We start from the raw sequence: 24,852 nt of genomic DNA on the forward strand, positions 1-24,852 counted from the left end.
GGCAATTATCGCCCGGGTGCGGAAAACCGATAGCGAACCAGCATCAATGACTGAAAAACGTACGAATGTTTTCAACGTTCGAGCGCTACTTACTGCCGCCGACGAGACTCTTAAGAATGTCGTTGACTTCGTTGAGTTTCTGTTCGAGTTGTTTCAATTCCTGTTCGGAATAGACCTTTTCGCCTTTACCGATTTCTTTCTCTAATTTTTTGATGGTCTGTTGAATGGTATCGGCCTGATTGGCGCAATACTTCATGGACAGAAGGCACATATCCTTTTGATCCTGGCGGGTCTGTGAAAAAACAGGTGTACAGAACACCAGACAGGATGTCGCAAGCAGCAGCAGAGCCGTTTTTTTCATAGGTGTGTCCTTTCCATCGTAGAGAGAAGGTATATGCAGCGCAAGGCAGGCACCTGCCTTGCGCTACCTGATTCACATTACCATTTCAGGAGCATGACCAGACTTGCACTGTAGATATCGTCAGGGTCCTGGCCGTTTTCGGCCAGACCGTTGAAGAAATCGCCAAGGAACACATAAGCGAAGCGCGGCGCAATGGTGAAATTCTCGCGCGCTTTGTAGGGGAAGGAGATATTCACTTCGGTCCCGAGATTCTGGCCGGAAGAAGTGACGACATTCTGATTCTGTTTGGCAACAGCTCCGTAGCCGACATTGGTGGAGAAGGTCAGCTTTTTGGTCAACGGCAGATCGTAACCGACCCAGCCCAGCATCATCCCCTGGCCTGCGTTATTGTCGTAGAACAAAGAGCTGTTCCGGTTCGAGATAAGCAGATTGTCTCGAGCGAGGAATTGCAGGCCGGTGACCATATAACCGCACTCGCCGCCGATGGCCACAAAGGCATTGGTCTTGTTGTCGCGATTACCGTCGTCACCGGACATATACAACAGTTCCGCTTTGATGGTACCGGGGCCGAGTTTCATCTTGGCGCCGAGGTTGGCGGCAAAGGCCGAAATGTTTTTGGAAACCGTTTTACCGAACTGGTAGAGGAAGAAACCGTTGACATCCACCGGACCGAGGCGACCCTGGGCGTTGAAACCCAGCATATGCACATTGGCCCGATATTTAACGTGATAGGTATAACCGTTGAGAGTTGATTCGGTGACACCGTAGAGTTTGCGAGCGATGTCGCTGTAGAGGAAGTAGTAGCTACCGCCGATGGTCAGGTCTTTGTTGACCTTATACTTGGCGTCAAGCATGTACAGGTCAGCGGACACATCGCCGTAAGCCGCACCGACAGTGCCTTCGTCCGCATCCAACACGGTGCCGTTAAAACCGAACAGCAGACCGTTGGTGTTGTAAGGGTTAACAGATCCGCCGGTGTAGTTGGTCGTCCCGGAATAATTGGTACTGCCGTTGTCGGCGAACCGGGAGAAAGCCAATCTCACGGACGTTTTGCCGATATTGGTCGAAAAGATAGCGGCAGCGGCGTCGTTGGAGAAAAATACGCCCTTGTAATTGTCGCCGAAATATTGAAGACCGAGCTTGGCGTTGATATCCAGGTCCCAGGGGTGGAAAGTATAGTCAAGGAAAACATGCTTGGTGCGCAGGTTTACCGAGTCACTACCAACAGCTCCACCACCGGAAATACTGCTGCCTTTGTAGTCCGTATCGCCCCAACGTGCGTTCATCTCAAATTGGGTTACCAATTTGAGATCTTCGTCGATCTTGGCGATGTACATAATTCGCGTACGCTGATCAAGATAAAATGCGGTGCTGCGGTGTTTGGAACCCGTATCGGGAGTATTGGCGAACATCCCCGAGCCGTTGTAGGAAAAATAGTCCGGCCCTTCGGAACCGGAATAGTTACTCCCTACCATGCCTAATCGGAACATGCCGTGGAACTCATGCTCAATAGCCATGGAAGGCGTCGCAACGGCAGTCAGTGCCAGAACCATCAGAAAGATGATGGCCTTATTGATTGTTTTCAACGGTACCTCCTGTCATGTACCGCACACGCACTACGCGCATCCAACGCTGGCCCGCGAGGTAAAACCGCCTAACCGGGTTACGGCAATCCCACCATCACGGGTTGTTTTCGATGCGGCTATGTCTGCATGTGCAATAAATTAAGTATGTTGCGTAAATCAGCAGCATTAATCTGTCCGGGCGCAGATGCTTCCACCGCAGAACCGAAGGTCAGCGCAGAGCCGAACACTTCGCCGGCCAGGCGGGTGACGCCTCCTAGCCCGGACATGGACATAGTAATAAACGGACGATCAGCAAAGTGTTCTCGCATGGTGTTGGTCGCATCGAGCAACACCAGAACATCCGAAGCATTCTGCGGCATAACGGCAATTTTCGGCAGGTCGGCTCCAAGCTCCTGCATGCGGCACAGCCGCATCAGGATCTCCTCTTTCACCGGTGTCCGGGCGAAGTCGTGACTCGACATCACGACCTTCACGCCATGCTCATGTGCGGTATCGACCAGTTCACGAACCACGCTTTGTTCCTGAAACAGTTCCACATCCACAAGATCGATCTCACCGGTTTGCGCCAGAGCCTTGTTCAAGGCGCCGTAATAATCATCCGACACCTCCCGTTGCCCACCTTCCCGTTTGGACCGGAAAGTAAAAAGCAACGGTTTTTCGCCCAACCGGGCGCGAATCTCGAACAAGGCCGACTTAACCTCCTCGATATCCTCGACATGCTCGAAGAAATCGACGCGCCATTCTGCCAAATCAAAATCCAACACCTTCAGTACTTCGGTTTCATTGACGAGTTGATCCAGGGTGCGCCCAACCATCGGTACGCAGATTTTGGGTGCTCCTGCACCAAAAACCACATCCCTCACTTTTACTGTTGCCATTTATTGCTTCCTCTTTGCTACAAGGTGCAGTCACTTACCGTTCGACACTTAAGCAGCCACGGCATCCAGGTTCATGACTTTGCGGTAGCGATAAACAACGACTGCAGCCAGAACGACACCGACAAAGGTCACGCCGGCATTGAACAGCATGATGTCGCGGATACCTGTGGTTCTGGCGATAATCCCGGTAATAACGGGGATCGAGAAGGTAGCGACACTGGAACAGGTGTAAACGATACCGGTGATCTTGCCTTTACCCTCGGGGAAGAATTCCGCCATAGCAGTAAGAGCCAGCTGCAGAACGCCGCCCGCACCGGCATAGCCGACGACGAAGGAACAAACGTAGCAGATTGCGGGACCGGGATTGAGGTACAGGAGGAACAGGAAGATCGTGGAAATAATGGGGTAAATCAGAACAAAATAAGCAGGACGCGGGAACTTACGCAGGAAAACCGTGGTAAGACCGATACTGCAGAGGGAACCGATAGCGTAAAGGCTGATCAGACGCAGGGCTTCGGGGCCGGCCATACCCGCCACGTTGGTAGCGAATTTAGGCATCCAGATGGAAAAGAGGAAGAAAGTAGCCGTGGAGGTATAACCGATCAGGATAAGGCACACGCCTTCGACGGCCATTTTCGGTTTTTCGCGAAATACGCTGGGGGCATCCTGATTAACGGCGTTGGCAGCCTTGTCCGCATCGGCAGCGGCAATGGCCTTGTGATCGGGGAACACCATCTTGATCAGAACCAGGGCATTAATGGCCAGCACGGCCGCGCAGATAATGAAACCCCAGCCGAAGTACATGTTGTTGGCGACAACGAATGCCATAATCATGGGCAGAACAAACTGACCGAAGGAAATGGAAGCCTTGGTAAAGATGTTTGCGATACCCTGATGCTTGGGGAACGATTCCATGAGCGCGGGATAGGTACCTGCGTCCAAAGAAGAGTTCGCAATACCGGCCAGCACGGCAAGGATGAAACCGATGGTGGTATTGGGACTGAACAGGATAGCGACGAAAAAGAAGGCATAAATGACCATGCCCAGGAAAACGAAAGGCTTGCGGCCGAATTTATCGGACAGCGCTCCGAGAACGAACAGAACGATAAGACGCCCGATGCCCATACCGGAAATAACGAAAGCAACGCCGGCGGCGTCGGTGTTCATCTGATTCGACAAAAAGTCCATACTCTGCGCCAGGATCAGCGCACCCATGCCGTGAACGAAATAGTTCACATAAAGGGATAATGCCGTAGGCATATATCTGTTTTTCATTGTATTCATCCCGTTTTGTGTTAATTTTACAAGTTGGAGGATTTCTGTTAGGGATTTCCGTCTCTCGAAAGCGATGGAAATCCCTAACAGAGTAACGCTGGTTCGTTGCGCTTTATCGTTTTACCGGACTCGTCTCCTTGCCGAAGCAAGGTTTCCAAGGCCGCGTTCGAAACGGGCTGCCACCCGTCGAACCCGGATTCGTTGTTTTCCTGGCTGCGCTTGTCCCGCTGACCAGGTCTGCCGGCAAAATCGATAAAGATAAAACAACCGGTCTTGTAGTGCGACTTTCCGGGGCTGATCAAACGATCAGCCCCCGAAAGCATCAGGCGTCATGCAACCTGACATCCTGTCTGTCCGCTTAAGCTTCAGCTACACGTTTGAGCAGTTCCTGGGTTGCTTCATAAAGCATCTTCGCGCGAGGAATCGGCGCCAGAGCCAACTGCTCCTGCTCGTTGACACACTCCAGAGAGAGCGGCAAATCGGCCGGCAGCGCTTTGAGCAGCGAAACCAGATCGATACCGCCCTTGCCCGGCGCAAGGCGATAGCCGCGGGCCTGGTACAGAAGACCTTCGATGTCGGTCGGCTTCTCTTTGGTGCCGTCGCAAAGCTGCATGTATTTCAGAGAGCCTTCCGGCAGCAGCTTGATATCTTCCAGAGTATTACCGCCACGATCGAAGTGCAGCGGATCGATGATGACGCCGGCGTTGTCACGATTGACCGTATTCATCAGCTGTGCTGCATCCTTGAGGTTTTTGACATCCGTCCAGGGCATGGGTTCCATGTTGATGGCCAGACCCAGCGGTGCAGCCATTTCGCACAGTTCGGCGAAATTGTCTGCCAACCGCGAAGGATCCGGATCGTTACCGGCCATCAGCACCTGGCTGGCACCAAAGCGAGCGCCGGTTTCCAGCACAGGCAGGAAGTTGATGGCGCGGGTATCCGGCTTCAGACGCAAAATTTCAATATCAAGCACTTTTACGCCTGTTTCCTTCAGGCGACGCTCCGTCTCGCGCACCATCGGAGTATCCCCAACCATCTTGTACACGGGCTCCGTAGGGGTGGCGGGCAACAGCCGCAATCCCACATGGCTGAAACCGGCTTCCGCTGCCACGGTAACCTGGTTGGCCGGCGACACATCCAATACGCTGAGAGCTGCGAGGCCAATAGGACGATTCTGCATGTCGTGCTCCTTCCTTCTTCAAGGTATTTAGGTATTAAAACAATCCGTATCCTTGTCCGATACGGTCATCCTCACCGTAATGCCGTCACTTGTCGGCACCCTGTTAAATACGGTTGTTCGACCGATTCAGTACGGTTTGGAATTGGGACATTCAGGTTCTCCGGGAACCTGCTCCTAGTTCTGGCTGACTGCTTCATTGCATGACGCTTGCACACCACCGGAACAAGCGTCAAAGAGCATCGGTTTACTTTGAATTCAAGGCATCGAATACGGCTTGTTTCGCAACCTCGGGAAGGTTCTTCTCGGTCCAGGTTTTAAACTGAGCATCCGCCTGGGAAATGAACATTTCCCGACCGGCGATAGTCCTCCACCCGGCGGCAGCGGCTTCGCGCTGGAAGCGTGTGACAAAGGGAGTGTAGACAATGTCGTAAGCGATCCCTTTGCGACCGGCGAAAGCCTCCGCAGGATAACCGGTTTCATCTTCATACTTATGTTTCATTCCCAGAGGGGTAGCGTTGACGACGATATCCGCCGGCACGCTGGTGCGCTCTTCCCAGGGCACAACTTTGAGATCAAAAGTCTCGGCCAGAGCTGCGGGCAGGTCGTCGACGATATCGGTAACCGTAATATCATCGAAACCCAGGGTCTTAAGTCCGGCCGCAGCGGCTCGAGCGGCGCCGCCGGCACCCATAAGCAGCACTTTTTTCATCTCGGGCGCGGGGGGGTCGGCCTGCAGGGGGGACATGAAGCCCAGAACATCGGTGTTGTCTCCGCACAAAGCATCGCCGTCCCAATAGATAAGGTTGCATGCACCAAGGGCTTTGACTCGATCGGTTACTTTGTCAAGAAGAGGAATGATGGCTTGTTTGTGAGGAATGGTAACGCAGCAGCCGCGGATGTTCAGCAGACGGACAGCGTCGATGAAGGTGGTCAGTTTTTCAGGTTCCGTATCCATAGGGAGCAGGACGCCGGGAAGATCCAGATCCTGGAAGGCGGTGTTATGCAGGAGCGGGCTGAGGCTATGCCCAAGGGGATAGCCGACAATGCCATACAGGTTAGGTGTGGTAGTTGCACTCATGATATACCTCCAAACGGTTAGGGTGTTTCGAGGAATTCGCTAAGGCAAAGAGAGGGATTGCCTTGGCGAATCCTCCTTTTTACGATTCCTTTCATAGGAACCAATCACTGTTTTTAAGTACCTGCCACGTTCTTGATTTACTGCGTATTTACAAAACAAACTTCAATTCAATTAAATCATTGAATATAAGATCAATAATCATAAAACAAACTGCTATTCTATTTCAGTCCCAAGCAACTTTAACTTTTGCTCCCAAGTGACTTGAAGGTAAAGTCTTAAGCACCTTGAGAGTCAACAGCTTTTTAAAATCTATTTTTAGAAAATTACACATCTATTTTGAACATTTGTAATCAGGTACAAATCCTGAAAAACACAGGATAAAAACAAAAAAAACGCCCCGAGGAAACCTCGGGGCGTTGGGTAGTAAAAATTGCGGTCCGACGAACAGATACGGTTGTGATGGTGCTTAGGAGATAGGAGACATAGAGGCTGAAGACTCTACTTTCGTTCGCATGTCGATTAAGCTCACAAGGGGAGGAAGAACTCCGTAGCTGCCTATCGGACCGCCAGGGAAAAATGGCTAACTTGCTGTATATGATTGTCGTCGTGAAAACCTTCGAGACGTTGTTGTAAAAAAAGGGTGATGAAATCAACCGATAACATTTTCTTTGGGAGGAAGAAAACAGGTTAATACAAACATATATCTGTTACGAATCTTATATCTATCACCCGACATTCGCATATGTAGTTTTATTGGTTCCCCGCCCTGCAGTCCTTTGACTACAGGACGGGGTTCCGTGAATACCGCTTCCGTACATTGTAGGCAGTCACACCACCTACCCTGCGGCAGGTTTTACTGAATTAAACGGCATAACCTGCCAGGAAACCCTGATGGATTGCATCCATAACCTTACCGGCCTTGATACAGTCACCCACCGGGGTCGCCGGAATTTCTTCGGAATACAGTGCCTGCAACAAAGGATTATAGGCTCTGTAGCCCAAGGAGATAACGAGCGTATCAAACCCTTCAAGCCAGCTTTCCTCTTTGTACTTATTCCGGATTTTGACCCGTTTATCGCAACCGATCTCGGCCACTTCGGTCTCCAGAATAGTCTTGACATTGAGTTCCTTGAGGCGCGGCATGAGGAATTTGCGGCTGCGGGCTTCCATATCCATGGCGATATCTTCACGCAGTTCCAGGATAGTGACATCCTTGCCCTGCTCGGCCAGGAATTCAGCCGTCTCGCTACCGACAAGCCCACCACCCATGATCAGAACTTTGTTACCTACGGGCGCGGTACCTTTAAGAGCGTCCTCGGCGGTAATGACCGGCGCTTCAGAGCAGAAACGGGGCACCACCGGAAGACTGCCGGTTGCAACCAGCGTAGCATCGGGGGCCATGGCCTTGATATCGTCCAGAGTCACTTCGCTATTGAGAACGACATTGACACCGGCCTTGGGCAGCACCTCTGCATAATAAGCAATCAGAGGAGTGTAGGGATCTTTATTGGGCGGCAACATGGCCACATTCACCAATCCGCCAAGCTCGTCATTCTTATCGTAAAGCGCGACTTCATGACCGCGTTCAGCAGCGGTAAGGGCCGCCTGCATACCGGCGGGGCCGCCGCCGACAACCACAACCCGCTTGGGACGATCGACTTTGGTCATGGGGTAGCGACCCTCATAACCGGTACGCGGGTTAACCGCACAGGTAAAGCCAACGGACATCTTGCCGACGCAACCGTCGTTACAGGCAACGCAGGGGCGGATTTCGGCGTCTTTTTTCTCTTGCATCTTGATCGGCGCATTGGGATCGGCAAGAAGCCCACGCCCCATCGACACAAGATCAGCTTTACCGGAAGCAAGAATGGCTTCAGCAGTCTCGCGATTATTGATACGACCGGCAACGGATACCGGCACCTTGGAACCGATAGCTTCCTTGATCGCTTCGGCGCCGTCGGCGTTCCAGCCGCGGCCAAGTGCACCCGAAGGGATGGTGTACTGGTTGCTTTCGGCCAGACCGGCGCTGAAATGCAAGGCATCGATGCCGTTTTCGACCATGATCTTGGCCATGTCTTTCGCCAATTCGGGAGTCACGCCGTTAGGCACGTATTCGTTAATACTGTAGCGGAACAGAATCGGGAAATCAGGGCCGGCCACGGAGCGGATGGCTTTGAGGATCTCCACGGGGAAGCGCATACGATTTTCCAAACAGCCGCCGTAGATATCGTCACGCTTGTTGGTGTACGGCGACATGAACTGAGCAATCAGGTAACCGTGGGCACCGTGGATTTCGATAGCGTCGAAACCAGCTTTGATGGCACGCTCGGCAGCCTTTTTGAAACAATCGATAATGTATTCGATTTCTTCAATGTCCATAACGCGAACATCGTCGTAAGGCGTAAGGCCCGGAACATAAGACACAAGACGCCGGGGGTGCAGCGATGTCGGCGGATTGGCAATGCGACCACCGTGCATGAGCTGCAATGCAGCCTTGCCACCGTTGGCATGAATGGCATCGGTCAGCTTCTTGAACCCTTTGATCATCAGGTCGTCGGACAGACCCAGACCACGTGCGTAACAGTTACCGCCGAGTTCCACATAGCACGCCTCGACAATCTGAAGCGCGACGCCACCCTTGGCCCTCTCGGCATGGTAATTAATCAACCGATCGGATACCTCACCGTTAATTGCGGCATGCCCTGTTACCATGGCAGGCATTATAATTCTGTTGCGAAGAGTCAGTTTGTTGATGTTGATGGGTGTGAATAACATACCTACATCCCTTCTTGCCTCGCTACCCTAGAGGCGGTTGTGTTTACAATATCCTCGCCTGACTGAAAAGTCCGAAAAATACTGATGGAACAACGACACTATCAAATCACCGCGATCCAGGCATCTCACCTTGAACGTCACAACACCCGAGCTTCGCAACGCTCTTCGCGAAAATCGTGCGATCGATAATTTTCAAGTAGCCAGGGAACCCCCTCCCCTCTAACACCAGCACCTACGAACTTGTCTTTTTGGGACCCCTTCCCAAGCAGCCAGAGATTAGTTCCTCATTTAAATAAAGCCAACCTTTACCGAATGATCACTTGGACCACTACGTCCTCTACGACGACACCAATGTCACCTATGTCTTAAACCAAGTATTTAATGCCGACATTCTTGAAATTCAACGATCTATTTACGCAACAACAGATAACACAAAAATGTCTTACCATAATATGAAATATATATTTTTAAGTTTTACTTTAATCGGATTTTCTCTTAAGTTAAATCACTACATAAAAACTGGATTACAGTCTCTTCAACAACACTCAATACGTTCAATAGCGTTACACTGAAAAAATGCGCAACAGACCAAATTTCAAGTCTCTTATTTACAATACTTCTTCACATGCTAATATTTACCTGGCAGTTCTACACAAGTGTTTTGCACAAGTTGAAAACGATCATGAAACTAGAGTCTTAAGTGGCTTCAGAGTCAATGGCTTTTTTTTATTTTTTTATTCATTTTCTATAAGTAACTGAATTCACAATTATATTCATCGATACTGGCTATATGTTGGGTCCCGGATGATTCCATTAGCAGAAAAAGCTTCCCGTTATTCTTAGCTCGGGATATGCTTTTTGATATTCTCTGCGGTGAAATCTAAAGGAGTCTGACATGACGATACGGTTACACGCTAATGCCACAACGACCCCGAAAATCCGACGATATATCCAAGAGTCGGAAAAATCGCACAAGGCTTTAGCTAAAGAACTGGGCATATCCATTGACACGGTACGTCGCTGGCGCAAACGTGACGATGTTCACGATCGGTCTCATACGGCACACCGACTGAATACAACGATGACCGAAGCCCAGGAAGCTGTTGTCATCGAGTTGCGTCGCTCTTTGTTGTTGTCTCTCGATGATCTCCTGGTCGTCACTCGGGAATTTGTCAATGCTGACGTCTCTCGTGCGGGACTTGACCGTTGTTTGCGACGACATGGGGTATCCCGATTGGCGGACCTGATCCCGAAAGAGGAAACGGCCAACAACAAGCCCAAAACATTTAAAAACTACGATCCGGGGTTCGTTCATGTCGATATCAAATATTTGCCACAGATGCCGGACGAAACCTCTCGGCGTTACCTGTTTGTAGGCATCGACCGTGCTACCCGCTGGGTTTACCTGGAAGTGTGCAAGAGCAAATCCGCCCAAGCCGCAAAGGGCTTTTTGAATCGCCTGGTAGCCAAAGCGCCATTTGTGATCAAAAAATTGCTCACCGACAACGACAAGGCATTCACGGATCGATTTTCCACTGCTGGAGAGAGAAAGCCAACAGGGAATCATGTATTCGACAAAACCTGCGTTCAGCATGGTATTGAACATCGGCTTATTCCTCCACGCCACCCTCAGACCAACGGGATGGTTGAGCGATTCAACGGTCGCATCAGCGAGGTTTTGGCAACAACCCGGTTCGATTCCGCCGAAAATTTGGAGCAGACATTGTTACGTTATGGTTATCTATACAACCAGCATATTCCTCAGCGAGCGTTGGGGCATAAAACTCCCATACAAGCTCTGAAGGATTGGCAAAAAAAGAAACCAAAACTTTTCCGTAAACAGGTCAGGAATCATGCGGGACCTGACAGCTATAGAATACTCTAAAATCAAAATTAGGATTTCCCATAAAGAACAAACAGAAGATGACTCATCGTGATGCCTCAAGCGACTTTAGAGTCAATATTTTTGTCATTTCACTTGCCAAACAGGAAACAGGGATTTCAACGACGGGATGAGCAGAAAAAAAAAGGGGGGGGGAAGCAGTAAGACGGAATGAACAAAAAAACGGATAGCCGTCACGGCAGATAAAAAAACTCCCCGAACCAGCAAAGCCCGGGGAGTTTCGGTTTATCTACGACATGTTTCTTGGCACGCTGACATTCCCGATATCAACGACGTCCTCTATCGGTATCGCCCGCCAGGTGATCGATGAAGCCACTCAACACAGCCCGCAGCGATGGCAACCGGGCCCGCAAGGCGGCGTCGATTCGCCCGCCATAGCGCGTTGGTATTCCAGCCATAAAAACCTGCGGGGCACCCCCTGGTCGATAATCTCCCAGGGAAAAGTCTCGTATTCATCCCGTTCCCGCGTTAGATAAAAATCAGAGCCGAGGCTTTCCTCACGACAGCTCACGGCAAGGCTTTGCCCATCGGCAAGATGCGGCAGCAAACGTCCTACCCGACGGTCCCCGCGAGACAACAGGGCCTGCAGTTCGGCCGACTTCAAGGATTCACAGATCAAACTGGTGTTGGGCATACGGCCAACCTGACGTCTGAGGCGTTGAATTTTCTTTTTGAGGATAGAGGTCGATTCCATGGCCGCCCATTGCAGCGGCGTGAACGGCTTGGGAATAAAAGGATTGACGGACAACGTCAGGTTGCCCAAGCGACCGCGTTTACGTCCGGCTTCGAGCCATACCTGACGGATTTTTCCGGCCAGGGTCAAAAGCTCTTCCATATCCTCAGGCGTTTCCGTAGGCAAACCGATAAGAAAATAGAGTTTCAAATTGGGGATACCGCCGTCGGCAATCAGCTGTGTGGCGGCTAGAATCTGCTGTTCATCCAGGCCTTTATTTATAAAGTCCCGCAACCGCTGACTGCCGGCTTCCGGAGCGATGGCGACAGTGCGGTGACCGGATGCCGCCATCGATTCAACCTCCTGAGCCGTGAGGGAATCGATACGCAGGCTGGCCACCGAAATCTGACCTCCGGCCTGCAAAATCTGTTGACCGATAAGCCCGATCTGGCTGTGGTCCGCTACCGCCGGGCTCACCAGACCGACTCGCTGGCGCTGGGCCAGGCCATCGGCCAGGGCATCCTGTAAAGCCGCAGCACTACGCTCCCGCGGCGGCAGATAGATATATCCGGCAGCGCAGAAGCGACATTTGCGGGCACAACCGCGGGAAATCTCCACCAAGGCCATATCGCCGAACTCGGTATCGTCGGTCAACACACAGGAGCGGCTGGCCGTGCCATCGAGCCGCCTTACCCACTGCCGTGCCACCTTCTCCGGCGCTTCCGGCTGGGGCTCGTAGGAGGCCACCGTGCCGCTGTCGGTGTACCTTACCCGATACAGGGACGGGACATAGACACCCGGCAGGGTGGCCAGCATCTTCAGCGCAGCGTCCCTGTCAGGCGGCGCGGTTACCAAGGCCTCGACTAACCCGGGCAATATCGGCTCGGCCTCTCCGATGGCAAACAGATCCATAATCTCGGCCAGCGGCTCGGGGTTGAGAAAGGCGCACACCCCGCCGCACAGGACCAACGGATAGGCGTCCTTGCGATCGCCGGCCATCAGCGGCATGTGGGCCAGCTCGAACAGCACAGGCAGGTTGAGGTAGTCATTTTCAAATGAGATGGAAACAGCGATGATATCGAAGTCTTCGAGAAATCGCCCCGTTTCGAGGGAGAACAGGGGATAACCCGTTTTGCGATGTTCTTCCAAATCATCCGCGTCGGGCAGAAAAAAACGTTCGCAAAGGGTATCCTCGCGGCGGTTGAGCAACTCATAGACGGTTTGAAACCCGAGGTTGCTCATGGCCTGGTGATAAACATTGGGGTACACCAGGGCCACAGACAGGCGACCGCCCCATGCGTGAGACCGCAACCCGCTTTCGGCAGCCAGACGGCGCTGCCTTTTATCCATTAACTTGCGTGACATAACTCCATCTTCCCCCGATACTGCATGGATGCTGCACCTTGCCTTGGCTCACAAAATCCGAATAATGCGAAATCATCGTGAAAAACGTACCGATCCCATCTTACCGCAACAACCTCCGGGATCAAAGACAACCGTCCTTTTGAAAAGCGCCAGAGAACCTCTTTACGCCGATCCGGGCCTTTATTCGTTGCACCGGCAGCGCAGACGCGACAGCCGCTTTATAAGCGCCCGTAATCGCGCCGCGATTGTTGAACCCTGCGCCCTGACTGGCGCACCTAAAATGAAAGCGAGGGGACCGCGCTGCGGTCCCCTCGCTTCGGGAGTCATGATGTGCTGTGATTTTTGGAAAATCGTGCCTGTGGCCTACCGAAACCTCCGGCAGTCCCGCATCAGAACACCGGCCATATGGGAAAAAAGCGGAGATCTTTATTCCCAGCCGGCTCAATCCGCCAGGCGGATAACCTCTGCAAAAGGCTTGTCAATCAACCCGCTTGCGCATGAACGTCGGAATATCGTATTCATGCTCTTCTCCCAGAGTCGAGCGGGGCCCCTTCGGAACGTCCTTTTGCCGGTCGCGAATAAAGGTCGGCAGGTCGCGATTCACACTCTCCAGACCGGCCCCTGCACGGCTGCGCAATTCTTCGACGTTACGGCGCCCTTTTTCGAAGGAATCGCCGAAACCGGTGGCAATCGCCGTAATTTTGATTTTGTCGCCGATATCTTCATTGATCACCAGACCGATGATGATGTTGGCGTCCTCGTGCACCTTTTCGTGAATGATGCTGGAGGCTTCGTCGAATTCCTCCATGGTCATGCTGGAAGAGGCGGTGATGTTGACCAGCACCCCTTTGGCGCCGGAAATATCGATATCCTCAAGCAGCGGACTGCTGATGGCCTTCTGGGCCGCTTCCGCGGCACGGCGCTCACCTTCGGCCAGGCCGATGCCCATCATGGCCATGCCACGCTCGCTCATGACCGCCTTGACGTCGGCAAAGTCGACGTTGATCAGACCGCTGGTGGTGATCAACTCGGAAATACCCTGAACCGCCTGGCGCAAAACGTCGTCAGAAGGTTTAAACGCATCGAGAATACTGGTGTTTTTTCCGGAGAGACCGAGCAGACGATCGTTGGGAATGACAATCAGCGAATCGACCACATTCTTCAGGTGATCGATCCCGTGCACCGCTTTTTTCATGCGCTGTTTGCCTTCGCGGCTGAACGGCTTGGTCACCACGGCAACCGTCAGGGCACCCTGTTCCTTGGCCACCTCGGCGATAATCGGTGCGGCCCCGGTACCGGTTCCGCCTCCCAGACCGGCGGCGATAAACACCATATCGGCCCCTTCGAGGATCTCCCCCAGACGGGCCCGATCTTCCTGTGCCGCATCGCGGCCGACTTCAGGGTTGGCCCCGGCACCGAGTCCTTTGGTCAATTTGCCGCCAAGCTGCAACTTCACCGGCGCCTGGCTTTTGCGCAGGGCCTGGGCATCGGTATTCGCCGCTACGAAATCGACGCCATCCAACGCCGACATGATCATCGTATTGACAGCATTGTTACCCCCTCCGCCAACACCAATCACTTTGATTTTTGCCGTTTGATCGATATTTTCATCGAACTCAAACACAATATTATCGTTCATGACTCCCTCCGCTTCCCTGAGTGACCCGGTTTCTCCGTAACCGGGTCTGGTTTGATAAGTTGTGCCGCCCCGCCGCTATCAGAAAAATTCGACAAACCATTCCTTCATGCGGCGCAGGACCCGGTCAAACAGATTATCCGAACCCATTTTGAACTTCGTCGCGCCGCCGCAGCGCGCACCGAACTTGACCAGACCGACGCCGGTGGCATAAATGGGCGAATTGACGACATCCGTCAAACCGCCGATACCCTGAGGCAGGCCACGTCGGACCGGCAGATTGAATATCTGCTCGGCCATCTCCGGCATCCCCGGAAGGATGCAACTACCGCCGGTCAGCACGATGCCGGAGGCAAGCAGATCCTCAAAACCGCTCTTGATGATTTCGCGCTGCACCAGGGTAAAGATCTCTTCCACCCGGGGCTCGAGAATTTCAGCCAGCAGGTGCCGCGATAAAACACGCGGTTCACGACCGCCGACAGACGGGACTTCAATGGTCTCGTCCTTGCCGACCATGGAGGTCATGGCACAACCGTATTTCTGCTTGATAACCTCCGCCTCGGCCATGGGGGTGCGTAATCCCACGGCAATATCGTTGGTCAAATGGTTGCCCCCTAGCGACAACACCGACGTATGCTTAATGGCGCCATCGATGAAAATGGCGATGTCCGTGGTACCTCCGCCGATATCGACAAGGGCCACGCCCAGATCCTTCTCGTCCGTCGACAACACCGCCTCGGAAGACGCCAGCTGTTCAAGAACGATATCGGACACCTCGACATCCGCCTTATAGCAACTGCGTACGATGTTCTGGGCACTGGCGGTAGCCGCTGTGACAATATGCACTTTGGCCTCCAGTCGCACACCGCACATGCCGAGAGGATCGAGGATGCCATCCTGATCGTCGATAATATATTCCTGAGGCAGGGTATGGATCACTTCCCGATCCATGGGGATGGCAATGGCCTTGGCGGCGTCGAGCACCCTGCGAATATCGTCGTGCAGAACTTCACGGGTTTTGATGGCAATCACGCCCTGGGAATTAAATCCCCGGATATGCCCCCCGGCGATCCCCGCATAAACGCTGTCGATTTTACAGTCCGCCATCAACTCAGCTTCGGTGAGCGCCTTGCGGATGGCCTCAACGGTACTCTCGATGTTGATGACAACCCCTTTGCGCAACCCGCGGGACGGGCTGGTGCCGATACCGACGATATCCAGGCCATCTTCATTCTGGTGGCCGACAATGGCGCAAATCTTGGTGGTGCCGATATCCAGGCCCACGATCAGATCGTTTTTGTTATTGCTCATCTTCGTGCCTTCCCCCTTGGAATCTAACCTTTGCCTCGTAACTCGCCGGCATCCAGTTTGACAATAATGCGTCGCGTCACATTCGTGTCGATATAATCAATAAGGCCAAGCCGTGTCTTCAGTTGCGGAAAGATTTTCTCGAGGCGGTTCAACTTGGAATTGTAATCGTCATGTCCCATCCTCACCGGCACACCACCAATGCAAGTATAAAGCGTAATGCCGGTCGTGTCGTCCAGACTTAGTTCAGAAACATCATCGATGGCAAATATTTTCCGCCCGTCGAGCCTATCGAGCAACCGCAGAGCTTTATCGATCTGGCTCAAGGTGGCCTCGTTGCCTTCCAGCAGCGCCTGCCGATCAACACCGCTAATCACGGGGAAGTCCAGGCGATCGCCCTTTTCCAGTCGTTTAAAAACGTGTCCCGATGCATCGAGGTAATACATGAAGTCGAGACGCACTATGGCCTTGGGTATGCGCTCATCCACACGGATGACCAGTTGATCGGGGAACATCCGTCTCACCCGGGCACTGGCGATCCAGGGGTTTTTCTCGATGCGGGTGCTGACCCGCTCCAGGTCAAGTTCAAAGATGTTGGTTCCCGGACAGATATCCGACAGGGCAAGAATTTCTTCTCGACCGATACGGCGATTATTTTCCACCTGAATCCGCTCGACCTTGAAATAGTCGGAGGCGAACAGCATCTGTCCGGCAAAACAGGCTACAGCCACCACCATGCCTAGACTTGCCAGCGCCATGGTACCCCACAGGGCGCCAATCATCAAGCGCCTCCAGGGAATAACCCTGCGCGTTTTCTTGAAACGGTTGCCTTTGCGCCTCAGGCGTCGTTTTTTGGGTGGTCCGATATTTATCATGATCTTTCACCCGTCCCGGTTATCAAAAGCCTCGTCCGTCGTTTATTTGCGCAAAGAAGCGCCCGCAAGAATACGCTCAACGAGTTCGTCAAAAGACATCCCGACCGCATTGGCGGCTTTAGGCAGAAGACTGGTCTCGGTCATTCCGGGGATGGTGTTGACTTCCAGACAATAAAAACCGGTATCGGTCACCATAAAATCGACACGCGCCGCACCACAACATCCAATGGCTTCGAAAACCCGGACCGCAGAATCCTGCAGGGCACCGTAAAGGGTCTCGGGCAAAGGCGCCGGCAACAGGTATTCGGTCTGCCCGGGCGTGTATTTGGACTGGTAGTCGTAGAAGCCCCCTTTGGGAACCACCTGAATAATCGGCAACGGCTGACCATCCAATACGCCGACGGTAACTTCAGCCCCGGCGATGAACTGCTCTACCAGCACCAGATCATCGTGACGAAAGGCCTCCTCGAGTCCGGCGGCAAGCTCTTGCTCATCATGCACAATGCTGATACCGATGGTCGATCCCTCTCTGGCGGGTTTGACTACCAGCGGATAGTCGGGCAAGGTTCCGCAGATCTTCTGGCCGCGACGCATAACAGCGAATCCGGGAGTGGCAATGCCGTGGTAACAGAGCATCTTTTTGGTCGCCACTTTATCCATGGCAAGACTGGAAGCCAGCACACCGCTACCGGTATAAGGGATATCCGCCAGTTCCAACAGCCCCTGTACCGTGCCGTCCTCGCCGAAGCGACCGTGCAGGGCGATGAATGCGACCTCGACACCGGTCTTTTCCAGCTGTTGCGCCAGATCGCGGCCGGCATCGATATCGGTCACTTCATACCCGCAGCGGGTGAGGGCCTGACTGATGGCTTTTCCCGTACGCAGAGACACCTCGCGTTCGGCGGAAAGGCCTCCCATCAATACGGCGATTTTCTTCTGTTGTAGTTCCTGGCGCTGCATAACACTCCCGCTATTCCATGGTCCCCGGACCGAAGGCTCTTGCATCAAGCCTGTCCGACCACTTTGACTTCCGGTTCCAGCACAATGCCGGTTCGCTTCTCTACCTTTTTTTGAATCTCCGCAATCAACCTCAGCACATCCTCTGCCCTGGCGCCACCGCGGTTCACAATAAAGTTCGCATGTTTTTCAGAAACCTGGGCCCCGCCCACAGCAAAACCGCGCAGTTCACAGCTGTCGATCAAGCGCCAGGCCTGCTGCCCCGGAGGATTTTTAAACACCGAGCCGGCATTCGGTTTTCCGACGCCTTGGGCTTTGCGGCGTTGCTGTACCCGCTGCCGAACGTATGTCTCGAGCACCTCGGGACTGGCCTTGCGAAAACGTAGCGAGGCAGCTGTAACGATGCGTCCGGGCGGCACGGCCGAAGTCCGATAGCCCAGTTCGAGGCGATCGGCGGGCCAGTATTCCACACCCGACGGTCCAGCGAGAAACGCCCCATCGAGTACCCCGGCAAGATCCTGCTTGCCGGCGCCGGCGTTCATCACCACGGCACCTCCGATGGTGGCCGGCAGCCCGGCCAGATCCTCCAGCCCCGCCAACCCGCGCTCAACGCAGTGACGGATCAGGCGCATCACAGGCACCCCCCCTCCGACTCTGGCCCTGCCGTCGGCATCAAAAGCCATGTCCTGCAAGCCGCCGGTATGAATGACTGCGCCGCGGAAACCGCCGTCGCGTACCAGCACATTGGTTCCGGCACCAAGCGCTATCCAGGGCATACCGACCTGCGCCAACAGCTCAAGACTGGCCACCAGTTCCTTCGTATCGCAAGGCGACAGAAAGATTTCAGCCGGGCCACCGATCCGCCAGGAGGTGTGCCGACTTAGCGGCTCGCCGAGCTGCACCGGTGAATGCAAAATCTCGCCCAGGCGGGCGGCCAGAACATGCATGTCAGTCTCGCTGCTGCAACCACTCGGCAAGGGCTTCCCCGATCTGCCAGACATTTCCGGCACCAAGGGTCAATACCAGGTCACCGGCCTGGACGACCTCGCGAAGATGTGCGGCCACCGCCTCGGCGTCGGGACAATAGTGCACATCGCGGTGCCCGTGACCGGCGATTCCCTCAGCAAGAAGCCGCGCTTCCACTCCGGGAATCGGCGTTTCACCCGCGGCATAGATATCCATCACCACGAGATGATCGGCCTGGTAAAAAGCCGTGACAAACTCATCGAACAGGGCCTGGGTACGGCTGTAGCGGTGAGGCTGGAAGACCGCCACCACCCGCCGATTCCATCCGGAACATGCGGCCGCCAGGGTGACCTTGATCTCGGCCGGATGATGGCCGTAATCATCCACCACCATAATGTCCCGGCCCTGATACTTGGGCTGAAACCGACGTTGCACTCCACAAAAATCGCAAAAAGCCTCGGCAATCTGTTCAAAAGGTATTTCCAGTTCTCTTGCCACGGCCACTGCCGCCAGGGCATTGAGTACGTTATGTTGACCGGGCATGCGGATGGACAACTGGCCCAGACGCTCGCCCTGCCAGCAAACGGTAAAGGTCGTGCGTTCTTCCTGGTAGGAGATCTCCTGGGCATTGTAATCCGCCTGAGTACTCATGCCGTAGGTGACAAAACGCTTCCCGACCTGCGGAATCAGGGCCTGAACATTGGGATCGTCAAGACACAGGATCGCCACGCCATAAAACGGAATCTTGTTGATAAAATCGACAAACGTCCGCTTGATCTCGTCAAGGTCACTGTAATAGTCGAGATGATCCGCATCGACGTTGGTCACCACGGCGATGATCGGTGACAGTTTCAGAAAGGAACCGTCCGACTCATCGGCCTCGGCTACCAGGAATTTCCCCTGGCCAAGCTTGGCGTTGGAACCGATGGAATCGAGGCGTCCGCCGATAACCACGGTCGGATCGATCCCGGATTTGGACAAAACCGTGGACACCATGCTGGTGGTGGTGGTTTTGCCATGGGTTCCGGCCACGGCGATACCGTATTTCATACGCATCAGCTCGGCCAGCATTTCGGCACGCGGGATCACCGGGATCAAACGACGGTGTGCCTCTATCACTTCGGGATTGTCGGATTTAACGGCCGTCGAAGTGACCACCACATCGGCGTCGCCGAGATTTTCGGCGGCATGTCCGTAGGCGATCATGCCACCCAGATCACACAGGCGCTGAGTAATTTCAGATACTCGCAAATCCGAGCCGCTGACGCGGTATCCGAGATTGAGAAGCACCTCGGCGATGCCGCTCATGCCGATGCCACCTATGCCGACAAAATGTATGGTGCGAATCTTTCCGTACATAAAATTCTATGAACCTTCCCTGCCGCAAGCAGTGTTGTGAAATAGTCTCAATCCTGTCCGCACACGTTGCGACACACGCGAAGAATACGATCGGCAGCGCCGGTAATGCCCAACGATTTGGCGGCGGCCGACATGCTGATCAGTCGCGGCCGATTTTCCAGCAGATCGGTGATCAGGCTGGCCAGGGTTTCCGGCGTCAGATTCTGCTGCGCCAACACCAGCCCCGCCCCCTTTTTCGCCATGGCGCGAGCATTGACGGTTTGGTGGTCCGCCGCCGCATGGGGATAAGGGATAAGTATCGCCGCACGCCCGCAAGCGGCCAGCTCCGCCAAGGTTGTCGCCCCGGCCCGACACACGACCAGGTGAGCACGGGCATAGGCGGCTGCCATGTCGTCAATAAACGGCACCACGGATTCCTGTGGCCATCCGGCCCGGGCATAGCCTTCACGAATGCGCTGCAGATCGTCGCCGCCGGTCTGATGCACGATGCGCAGACGATCTTTCCAGGGCTCCAGTCGGGGCAAGGCCTCAAGCATGGCATCGTTGATGGCGCGGGCGCCGCGACTGCCGCCAAATACCAGCAATTCCGGAGCGTCTCCATCCATCGGCGGGCAGCCTTCCATCCCCTTGCGCAGCGGGTTGCCGGTGACGATGGTGGCGGCGCGATGAAATGCCCGCTCGGCCTCGGAAAACGACAGGCATACACAACGGGCCCAAGGCCCCAGCAGACGATTTGTCAGGCCGGGCCAGGCGTTTTGCTCATGAATAACGGTCGGAATCCTTTTAAGCCTGGCCGCAACCAGCATAGGCGCTGAAGCGTATCCGCCCACTCCCAGCACCACATCGGGCTGGAACTTACGCAGGATGCATAACCCTTGCCAGACACTCCTTATCAGGCAGGGAATCATGCGCAACTTGCCGAGCAGGCCCTGATTGACGAAACCACGTATATCGATGAGCTCCAAAGGCCATCCTTGTTCCGGCAGAACCCTGGCTTCGATACCGCGGGCAGTGCCGACAAACTGCACCTGAGCCTCAGAATCCTGTTCCAGAAGCCGCTGCGCCAAAGCCACGGCGGGAAACAGGTGGCCACCGGTTCCTCCTCCTGCCAGCAACAGCTTCATGCCTTCCTCCTCTCGATCTGACTGGAAACATTGAGCAAGATACCCACCGCTAACAATGAAACAACCAGACTGCTGCCGCCATACGAGAGAAACGGCAAAGCCAGCCCTTTCGTCGGCAACAGGGACATGACCACGGCCATGTTGGTAAAGGCTTCCAGACCAAGCAGCAGAATTAGACCGAATGCCAGATATCTGCCGAATTCGTCCGGGGCCGACCAGGCAATACGCAATCCGAGCCAGACCAATACCAGAAACAATACGGCAATGGTCAAAACACCGATGAAGCCGGCCTCTTCACCGACCACGGAGAAGATGAAGTCGGTGTGCGCCTCCGGTAGAAAAAACAGTTTTTGCTGGCTTTGTCCCAACCCCTGCCCCTTCCAGCCGCCATTGGCAAAAGCAATCAAACTCTGGGTGATCTGAAACCCTTCATCCGTGGAATATTTCCAGGGATCCATAAAAGCCATAATACGGCGGCGACGATAATCGACCCGCCAGATGGCCAGATATAATGCGGGCAAAGCCGGCAATATCGAAACCAGTAAATGCTTGAAACAACTGCCGGCTACCAGCATCATACCCATGGCCACGGCGCCCATGGTCATGGCGCTGCCGAGGTCGGGCTGCAGCATCAGCATCACCAGCATGAGCCCGAGAATTACCAGATAGGGCAGCACTCCGAGTTTGAAGGTCCGAAGGCTTTTTTCCGACTTACGCGCCAGCGAGTGCGCCAGGAACAGCACCAGGGCCAATTTGGCCAACTCGGAAGGCTGCAGGGAAAAACCGGCGACCCGTATCCAGCGAACGGCGCCTCCGGCCGAGGAACCGATGCCCGGCACCAGGACCAAACCCAGCAGCACAGCGCTCACCAGCAACCCCAGGGCCGCAAGCTTGCGCAAATGGTGGTAATCGAAACGCATGGCGCCAAGCAGGACCAGCATGCCGAACACGGCATACCCGGCCTGACGCTTCAAAAAGTAAAAACCGTCTTTATAATGCTCTGCAGCCATGATGGAAGAGGACGAATAGACCATCAGCACACCGATAGCGGTAAGTACCGCTGTCACTGCCAGAAGCCAATAATCGTATCCGCCGCGCTCCGTCATGGCATCAACCATTCCCCTGCAAAGCCTGCACCGCACGGCAGAACACCTCGCCGCGCTCGGCATAGCTGCGAAACATATCGAAACTCGAACAACCGGGAGACAGCAGCACTGTCCCGCCGGCCATCGTCACCTGTTGGGCCTGCTGCACCGCGGCTTCGAGGGAATCGGCCCGCAGAATCGTCGTCATGCCCTGAAAAGCAGCCTGCATCCGGTCGGCCGCCTGGCCGATAAGGATCAGATGTTCGACCTTCTCCCCGATCAGGCCCGCTAAGGGCGCATAGTCGCCGCCTTTGTCCTTACCGCCGGCAATCAGGGTGACGGGGCCCTGAAGTCCCGCCAGGCTTTTTACGACGCTGCCGACGTTAGTTCCCTTGGAATCGTCGTACCAGCTCACACCGTCGATTTCCCTGACCAGGACCATGCGGTGATCGAGACCGCTAAAACCGCATACCGCCTTCCATGCGATATCGGTGGGGCATCCTTCCATTAACGGTGGAATCAAGGCCGCCATGACGTTCTCCACATTATGCAGCCCTTTAAGTTGCAGATCGGCGACATCGAAACGTTCCTGCCGCCCCGCGTGCCGCCAGACGATGTGCTGGCCATCGAATCCCATGCCTTCGTCAAGCACACGACTGGAGGAAAACGGAATTTTGCGACAGGGCAAATCGGTTGTGGACCGCACCACCAGCGCATCATCGGCGTTGACCACCGCCACATCCTCGGCCGTCATGTTTTCAAACAGCCGGAGTTTGGCCGCCACATACTCGCCCATGCCGGCGTACCGATCGAGATGATCCGCAGTGAGGTTCAGCAACATGCCGTAGCGCGGTCGAAACGTATCGATGGCCTCGAGTTGAAAGGACGAGATTTCGGCCACAATCCAGTCCCAGTCGGTGCTCCGTGTCGCCTCGATCAGAGGCGTACCGAGATTGCCGCCGACAAATGCACGGCGCCCCCAGCAGCGCATGATTTCCCCCATCAGACAGGTGGTGGTCGATTTGCCATTGGTACCGGTTATGGCAACCATCGGCGCACTCAATTCCCTGGCGGCGATCTCGATCTCGCCTTGGACCGGCACTCCGGCCTGCAAGGCCCCCGCCACCGCCGGCACCGTCAACGGAATTCCGGGGCTGATGGCAATAAGATCGGCGCCGGCCAGCAATGCGGCATCGTGGCCGCCGCAATCGAAGCGCAGACCATGATCGGCCAGTTCCGCCACATCGACGAGTTCTTCGCGGCTGCGGCTGTCGGACAGGGTCACCAGGGCGCCGCGGTCGAGAAAAAACCTTGCCAGGCCCAGCCCGGTGCATCCCGCACCGACAACAACCACGTGTTTTCCGCTATACTCGGCCATCGGCTACCTCAGCTTCAACGTGGACAACGCCACAAGTGCCAGAATGATGCTGATAATCCAGAAACGCACAATGATCTTCGGCTCGGCCCAACCTTTGAGTTCGAAGTGGTGATGAATCGGCGCCATCCGAAAAATCCGCTTGCCGAGCAGTTTGAAGGACGAAACCTGCACGATAACCGACAGCGCCTCGACCACAAAAATCCCACCGACAATAACCAGCACGATCTCCTGCTTGGTGATCACCGCGATGGTGCCCAAAGCGCCGCCGAGCGAAAGACTGCCGACATCCCCCATGAATACCTGGGCGGGATAGGTATTGAACCACAGGAATCCGAGCCCGGCACCCACCATGGCACCGCACAGGACGGCCAGTTCTCCGGCTCCCTGCACGCTGCTGATCTGCAGATACTCGGCCAGCCGCGCATTACCGGCCAGATAAGCGAACAGCAGGTAGGTGCCCGAGGCGATGATGGTCGGCCCGATGGCCAGCCCGTCCAGGCCGTCGGTGAGATTCACCGCATTGCTTGCGCCGACAATAACGAGCACCGCAAAGGGGATATAAAACAATCCCAGCTCCGGTCGCAAGCCCTTGAAAAACGGAAAGGCCAAAGTCGTCTGAAACGGCGGATACGAATACAACATGACTCCGGCGGTGCCGGCGATAAGCATCAGCCATAGCATTTTTTGTCGCGCAGACAGCCCTGCGCTGTTGCGCAGCTTTACCTTCCGGTAATCGTCGACGAAACCGACGGCACCAAACCCGACGGTCACCAACAACGTTACCCAGACATAGACGTTGGTGAGATCCGTCCACAGCAGGGTCGGCAACACGATGGCCAGCAGGATGAGGGTACCACCCATGGTGGGCGTCCCTTCCTTCTTGAAATGGGACTGCGGACCGTCCTTGCGTATACTTTGCCCGATCTGCAACCGGGACAACTTGTCGATAAGCCAGGGCCCGAGAATAAAGGCGATCATAAGGGCGGTAATGGTCGCATAAATAGCCCGGAAGGTGATGTAGCGAAAAATGTACAACACCGAAAACTGTTCATGCAGCGGATAAAGTAAATGATACAGCATCCAGTCTTCT

General features: G+C 54.6%; 19 protein-coding genes. 1 reads left to right on the forward strand and 18 read right to left on the reverse strand.

Annotation, left to right across the window (positions count from 1 at the left end; translation table 11 throughout):
• Positions 1–85: 85 nt before the first annotated feature.
• The 7 genes from PCAR_RS11980 to PCAR_RS12020 all read right to left on the reverse strand — a co-directional run bounded on the left by PCAR_RS11980 (position 86) and on the right by PCAR_RS12020 (position 9,133).
• Complete coding sequence (locus PCAR_RS11980; protein WP_011341939.1) at positions 86–361, reverse strand: hypothetical protein; 276 nt, start codon at positions 359–361, stop codon at positions 86–88.
• A 77-nt stretch (positions 362–438) separates the two neighbouring features.
• Positions 439–1,947: an outer membrane channel OmpJ-like protein gene (locus PCAR_RS17935; RefSeq protein WP_011341940.1), complete on the reverse strand. Its 1,509-nt coding sequence runs from the start codon at positions 1,945–1,947 to the stop codon at positions 439–441.
• A gap of 116 nt (positions 1,948–2,063) precedes the next feature.
• Positions 2,064–2,825 carry a type I 3-dehydroquinate dehydratase gene (aroD, locus tag PCAR_RS11995; RefSeq protein ID WP_011341941.1) on the reverse strand — a complete coding sequence of 254 codons (762 nt, stop codon included), beginning with the start codon at positions 2,823–2,825 and terminating at the stop codon, positions 2,064–2,066.
• Positions 2,826–2,873: 48 nt separating this feature from the next.
• Positions 2,874–4,100 (reverse strand): MFS transporter, encoded by a 1,227-nt coding sequence (locus tag PCAR_RS12000; protein WP_011341942.1) that lies wholly within the window; start codon positions 4,098–4,100, stop codon positions 2,874–2,876.
• Positions 4,101–4,458: 358 nt separating this feature from the next.
• Positions 4,459–5,280: a sugar phosphate isomerase/epimerase family protein gene (locus PCAR_RS12010; protein WP_011341944.1), complete on the reverse strand. Its 822-nt coding sequence runs from the start codon at positions 5,278–5,280 to the stop codon at positions 4,459–4,461.
• Between the two features lie 244 nt (positions 5,281–5,524).
• Complete coding sequence (locus tag PCAR_RS12015) at positions 5,525–6,358, reverse strand: shikimate dehydrogenase family protein (RefSeq protein WP_011341945.1); 834 nt, start codon at positions 6,356–6,358, stop codon at positions 5,525–5,527.
• Between the two features lie 861 nt (positions 6,359–7,219).
• Positions 7,220–9,133, reverse strand: a complete 1,914-nt coding sequence (locus tag PCAR_RS12020; protein WP_011341946.1) for an FAD-dependent oxidoreductase — start codon at positions 9,131–9,133, stop codon at positions 7,220–7,222.
• Between the two features lie 895 nt (positions 9,134–10,028).
• Between PCAR_RS12020 and PCAR_RS12025 the strand changes: the two genes are divergently transcribed.
• Entirely contained in the window at positions 10,029–11,018 is a 990-nt protein-coding gene (locus PCAR_RS12025) for an IS481-like element ISPca3 family transposase (protein WP_011341948.1), read from the forward strand.
• Positions 11,019–11,352: 334 nt separating this feature from the next.
• On the opposite strand, the gene PCAR_RS12030 is transcribed toward PCAR_RS12025, so the two are convergent.
• The 11 genes from PCAR_RS12030 to mraY all read right to left on the reverse strand — a co-directional run bounded on the left by PCAR_RS12030 (position 11,353) and on the right by mraY (position 24,842).
• Entirely contained in the window at positions 11,353–13,074 is a 1,722-nt protein-coding gene (locus PCAR_RS12030; RefSeq protein ID WP_011341949.1) for a radical SAM protein, read from the reverse strand.
• Positions 13,075–13,552: 478 nt separating this feature from the next.
• Entirely contained in the window at positions 13,553–14,698 is a 1,146-nt protein-coding gene (gene ftsZ / locus PCAR_RS12035) for a cell division protein FtsZ (protein WP_011341950.1), read from the reverse strand.
• 93 nt (positions 14,699–14,791) lie between these two features.
• Positions 14,792–16,021, reverse strand: coding sequence for a cell division protein FtsA (gene ftsA, locus PCAR_RS12040; RefSeq protein WP_011341951.1), 1,230 nt, complete (start codon positions 16,019–16,021; stop codon positions 14,792–14,794).
• Between the two features lie 23 nt (positions 16,022–16,044).
• Positions 16,045–16,893: a cell division protein FtsQ/DivIB gene (locus tag PCAR_RS12045; RefSeq protein WP_011341952.1), complete on the reverse strand. Its 849-nt coding sequence runs from the start codon at positions 16,891–16,893 to the stop codon at positions 16,045–16,047.
• 42 nt (positions 16,894–16,935) lie between these two features.
• Positions 16,936–17,853 (reverse strand): D-alanine--D-alanine ligase, encoded by a 918-nt coding sequence (locus PCAR_RS12050; protein ID WP_011341953.1) that lies wholly within the window; start codon positions 17,851–17,853, stop codon positions 16,936–16,938.
• A 44-nt stretch (positions 17,854–17,897) separates the two neighbouring features.
• Entirely contained in the window at positions 17,898–18,797 is a 900-nt protein-coding gene (gene murB, locus PCAR_RS12055) for a UDP-N-acetylmuramate dehydrogenase (RefSeq protein WP_011341954.1), read from the reverse strand.
• Between the two features lies 1 nt (position 18,798).
• Positions 18,799–20,175, reverse strand: coding sequence for a UDP-N-acetylmuramate--L-alanine ligase (gene murC, locus PCAR_RS12060; protein WP_011341955.1), 1,377 nt, complete (start codon positions 20,173–20,175; stop codon positions 18,799–18,801).
• Positions 20,176–20,222: 47 nt separating this feature from the next.
• Positions 20,223–21,299 (reverse strand): undecaprenyldiphospho-muramoylpentapeptide beta-N-acetylglucosaminyltransferase, encoded by a 1,077-nt coding sequence (gene murG / locus PCAR_RS12065; RefSeq protein ID WP_011341956.1) that lies wholly within the window; start codon positions 21,297–21,299, stop codon positions 20,223–20,225.
• The gene (gene ftsW / locus PCAR_RS12070) at positions 21,296–22,405 is read right to left on the reverse strand and encodes a putative lipid II flippase FtsW (RefSeq protein ID WP_011341957.1); all 1,110 of its coding nucleotides are present in this window, start codon (positions 22,403–22,405) and stop codon (positions 21,296–21,298) included. The genes murG and ftsW overlap by 4 nt, the downstream gene beginning before the upstream one ends.
• 4 nt (positions 22,406–22,409) lie before the next feature.
• Positions 22,410–23,762, reverse strand: coding sequence for a UDP-N-acetylmuramoyl-L-alanine--D-glutamate ligase (gene murD, locus PCAR_RS12075; protein WP_011341958.1), 1,353 nt, complete (start codon positions 23,760–23,762; stop codon positions 22,410–22,412).
• A 3-nt stretch (positions 23,763–23,765) separates the two neighbouring features.
• A complete protein-coding gene (gene mraY / locus PCAR_RS12080; protein ID WP_011341959.1) occupies positions 23,766–24,842 on the reverse strand; it encodes a phospho-N-acetylmuramoyl-pentapeptide-transferase in 1,077 nt (358 codons plus the stop codon).
• Positions 24,843–24,852: the final 10 nt, after the last annotated feature.

The organism is Syntrophotalea carbinolica DSM 2380, from assembly GCF_000012885.1.
Lineage (GTDB): Bacteria > Desulfobacterota > Desulfuromonadia > Desulfuromonadales > Syntrophotaleaceae > Syntrophotalea > Syntrophotalea carbinolica.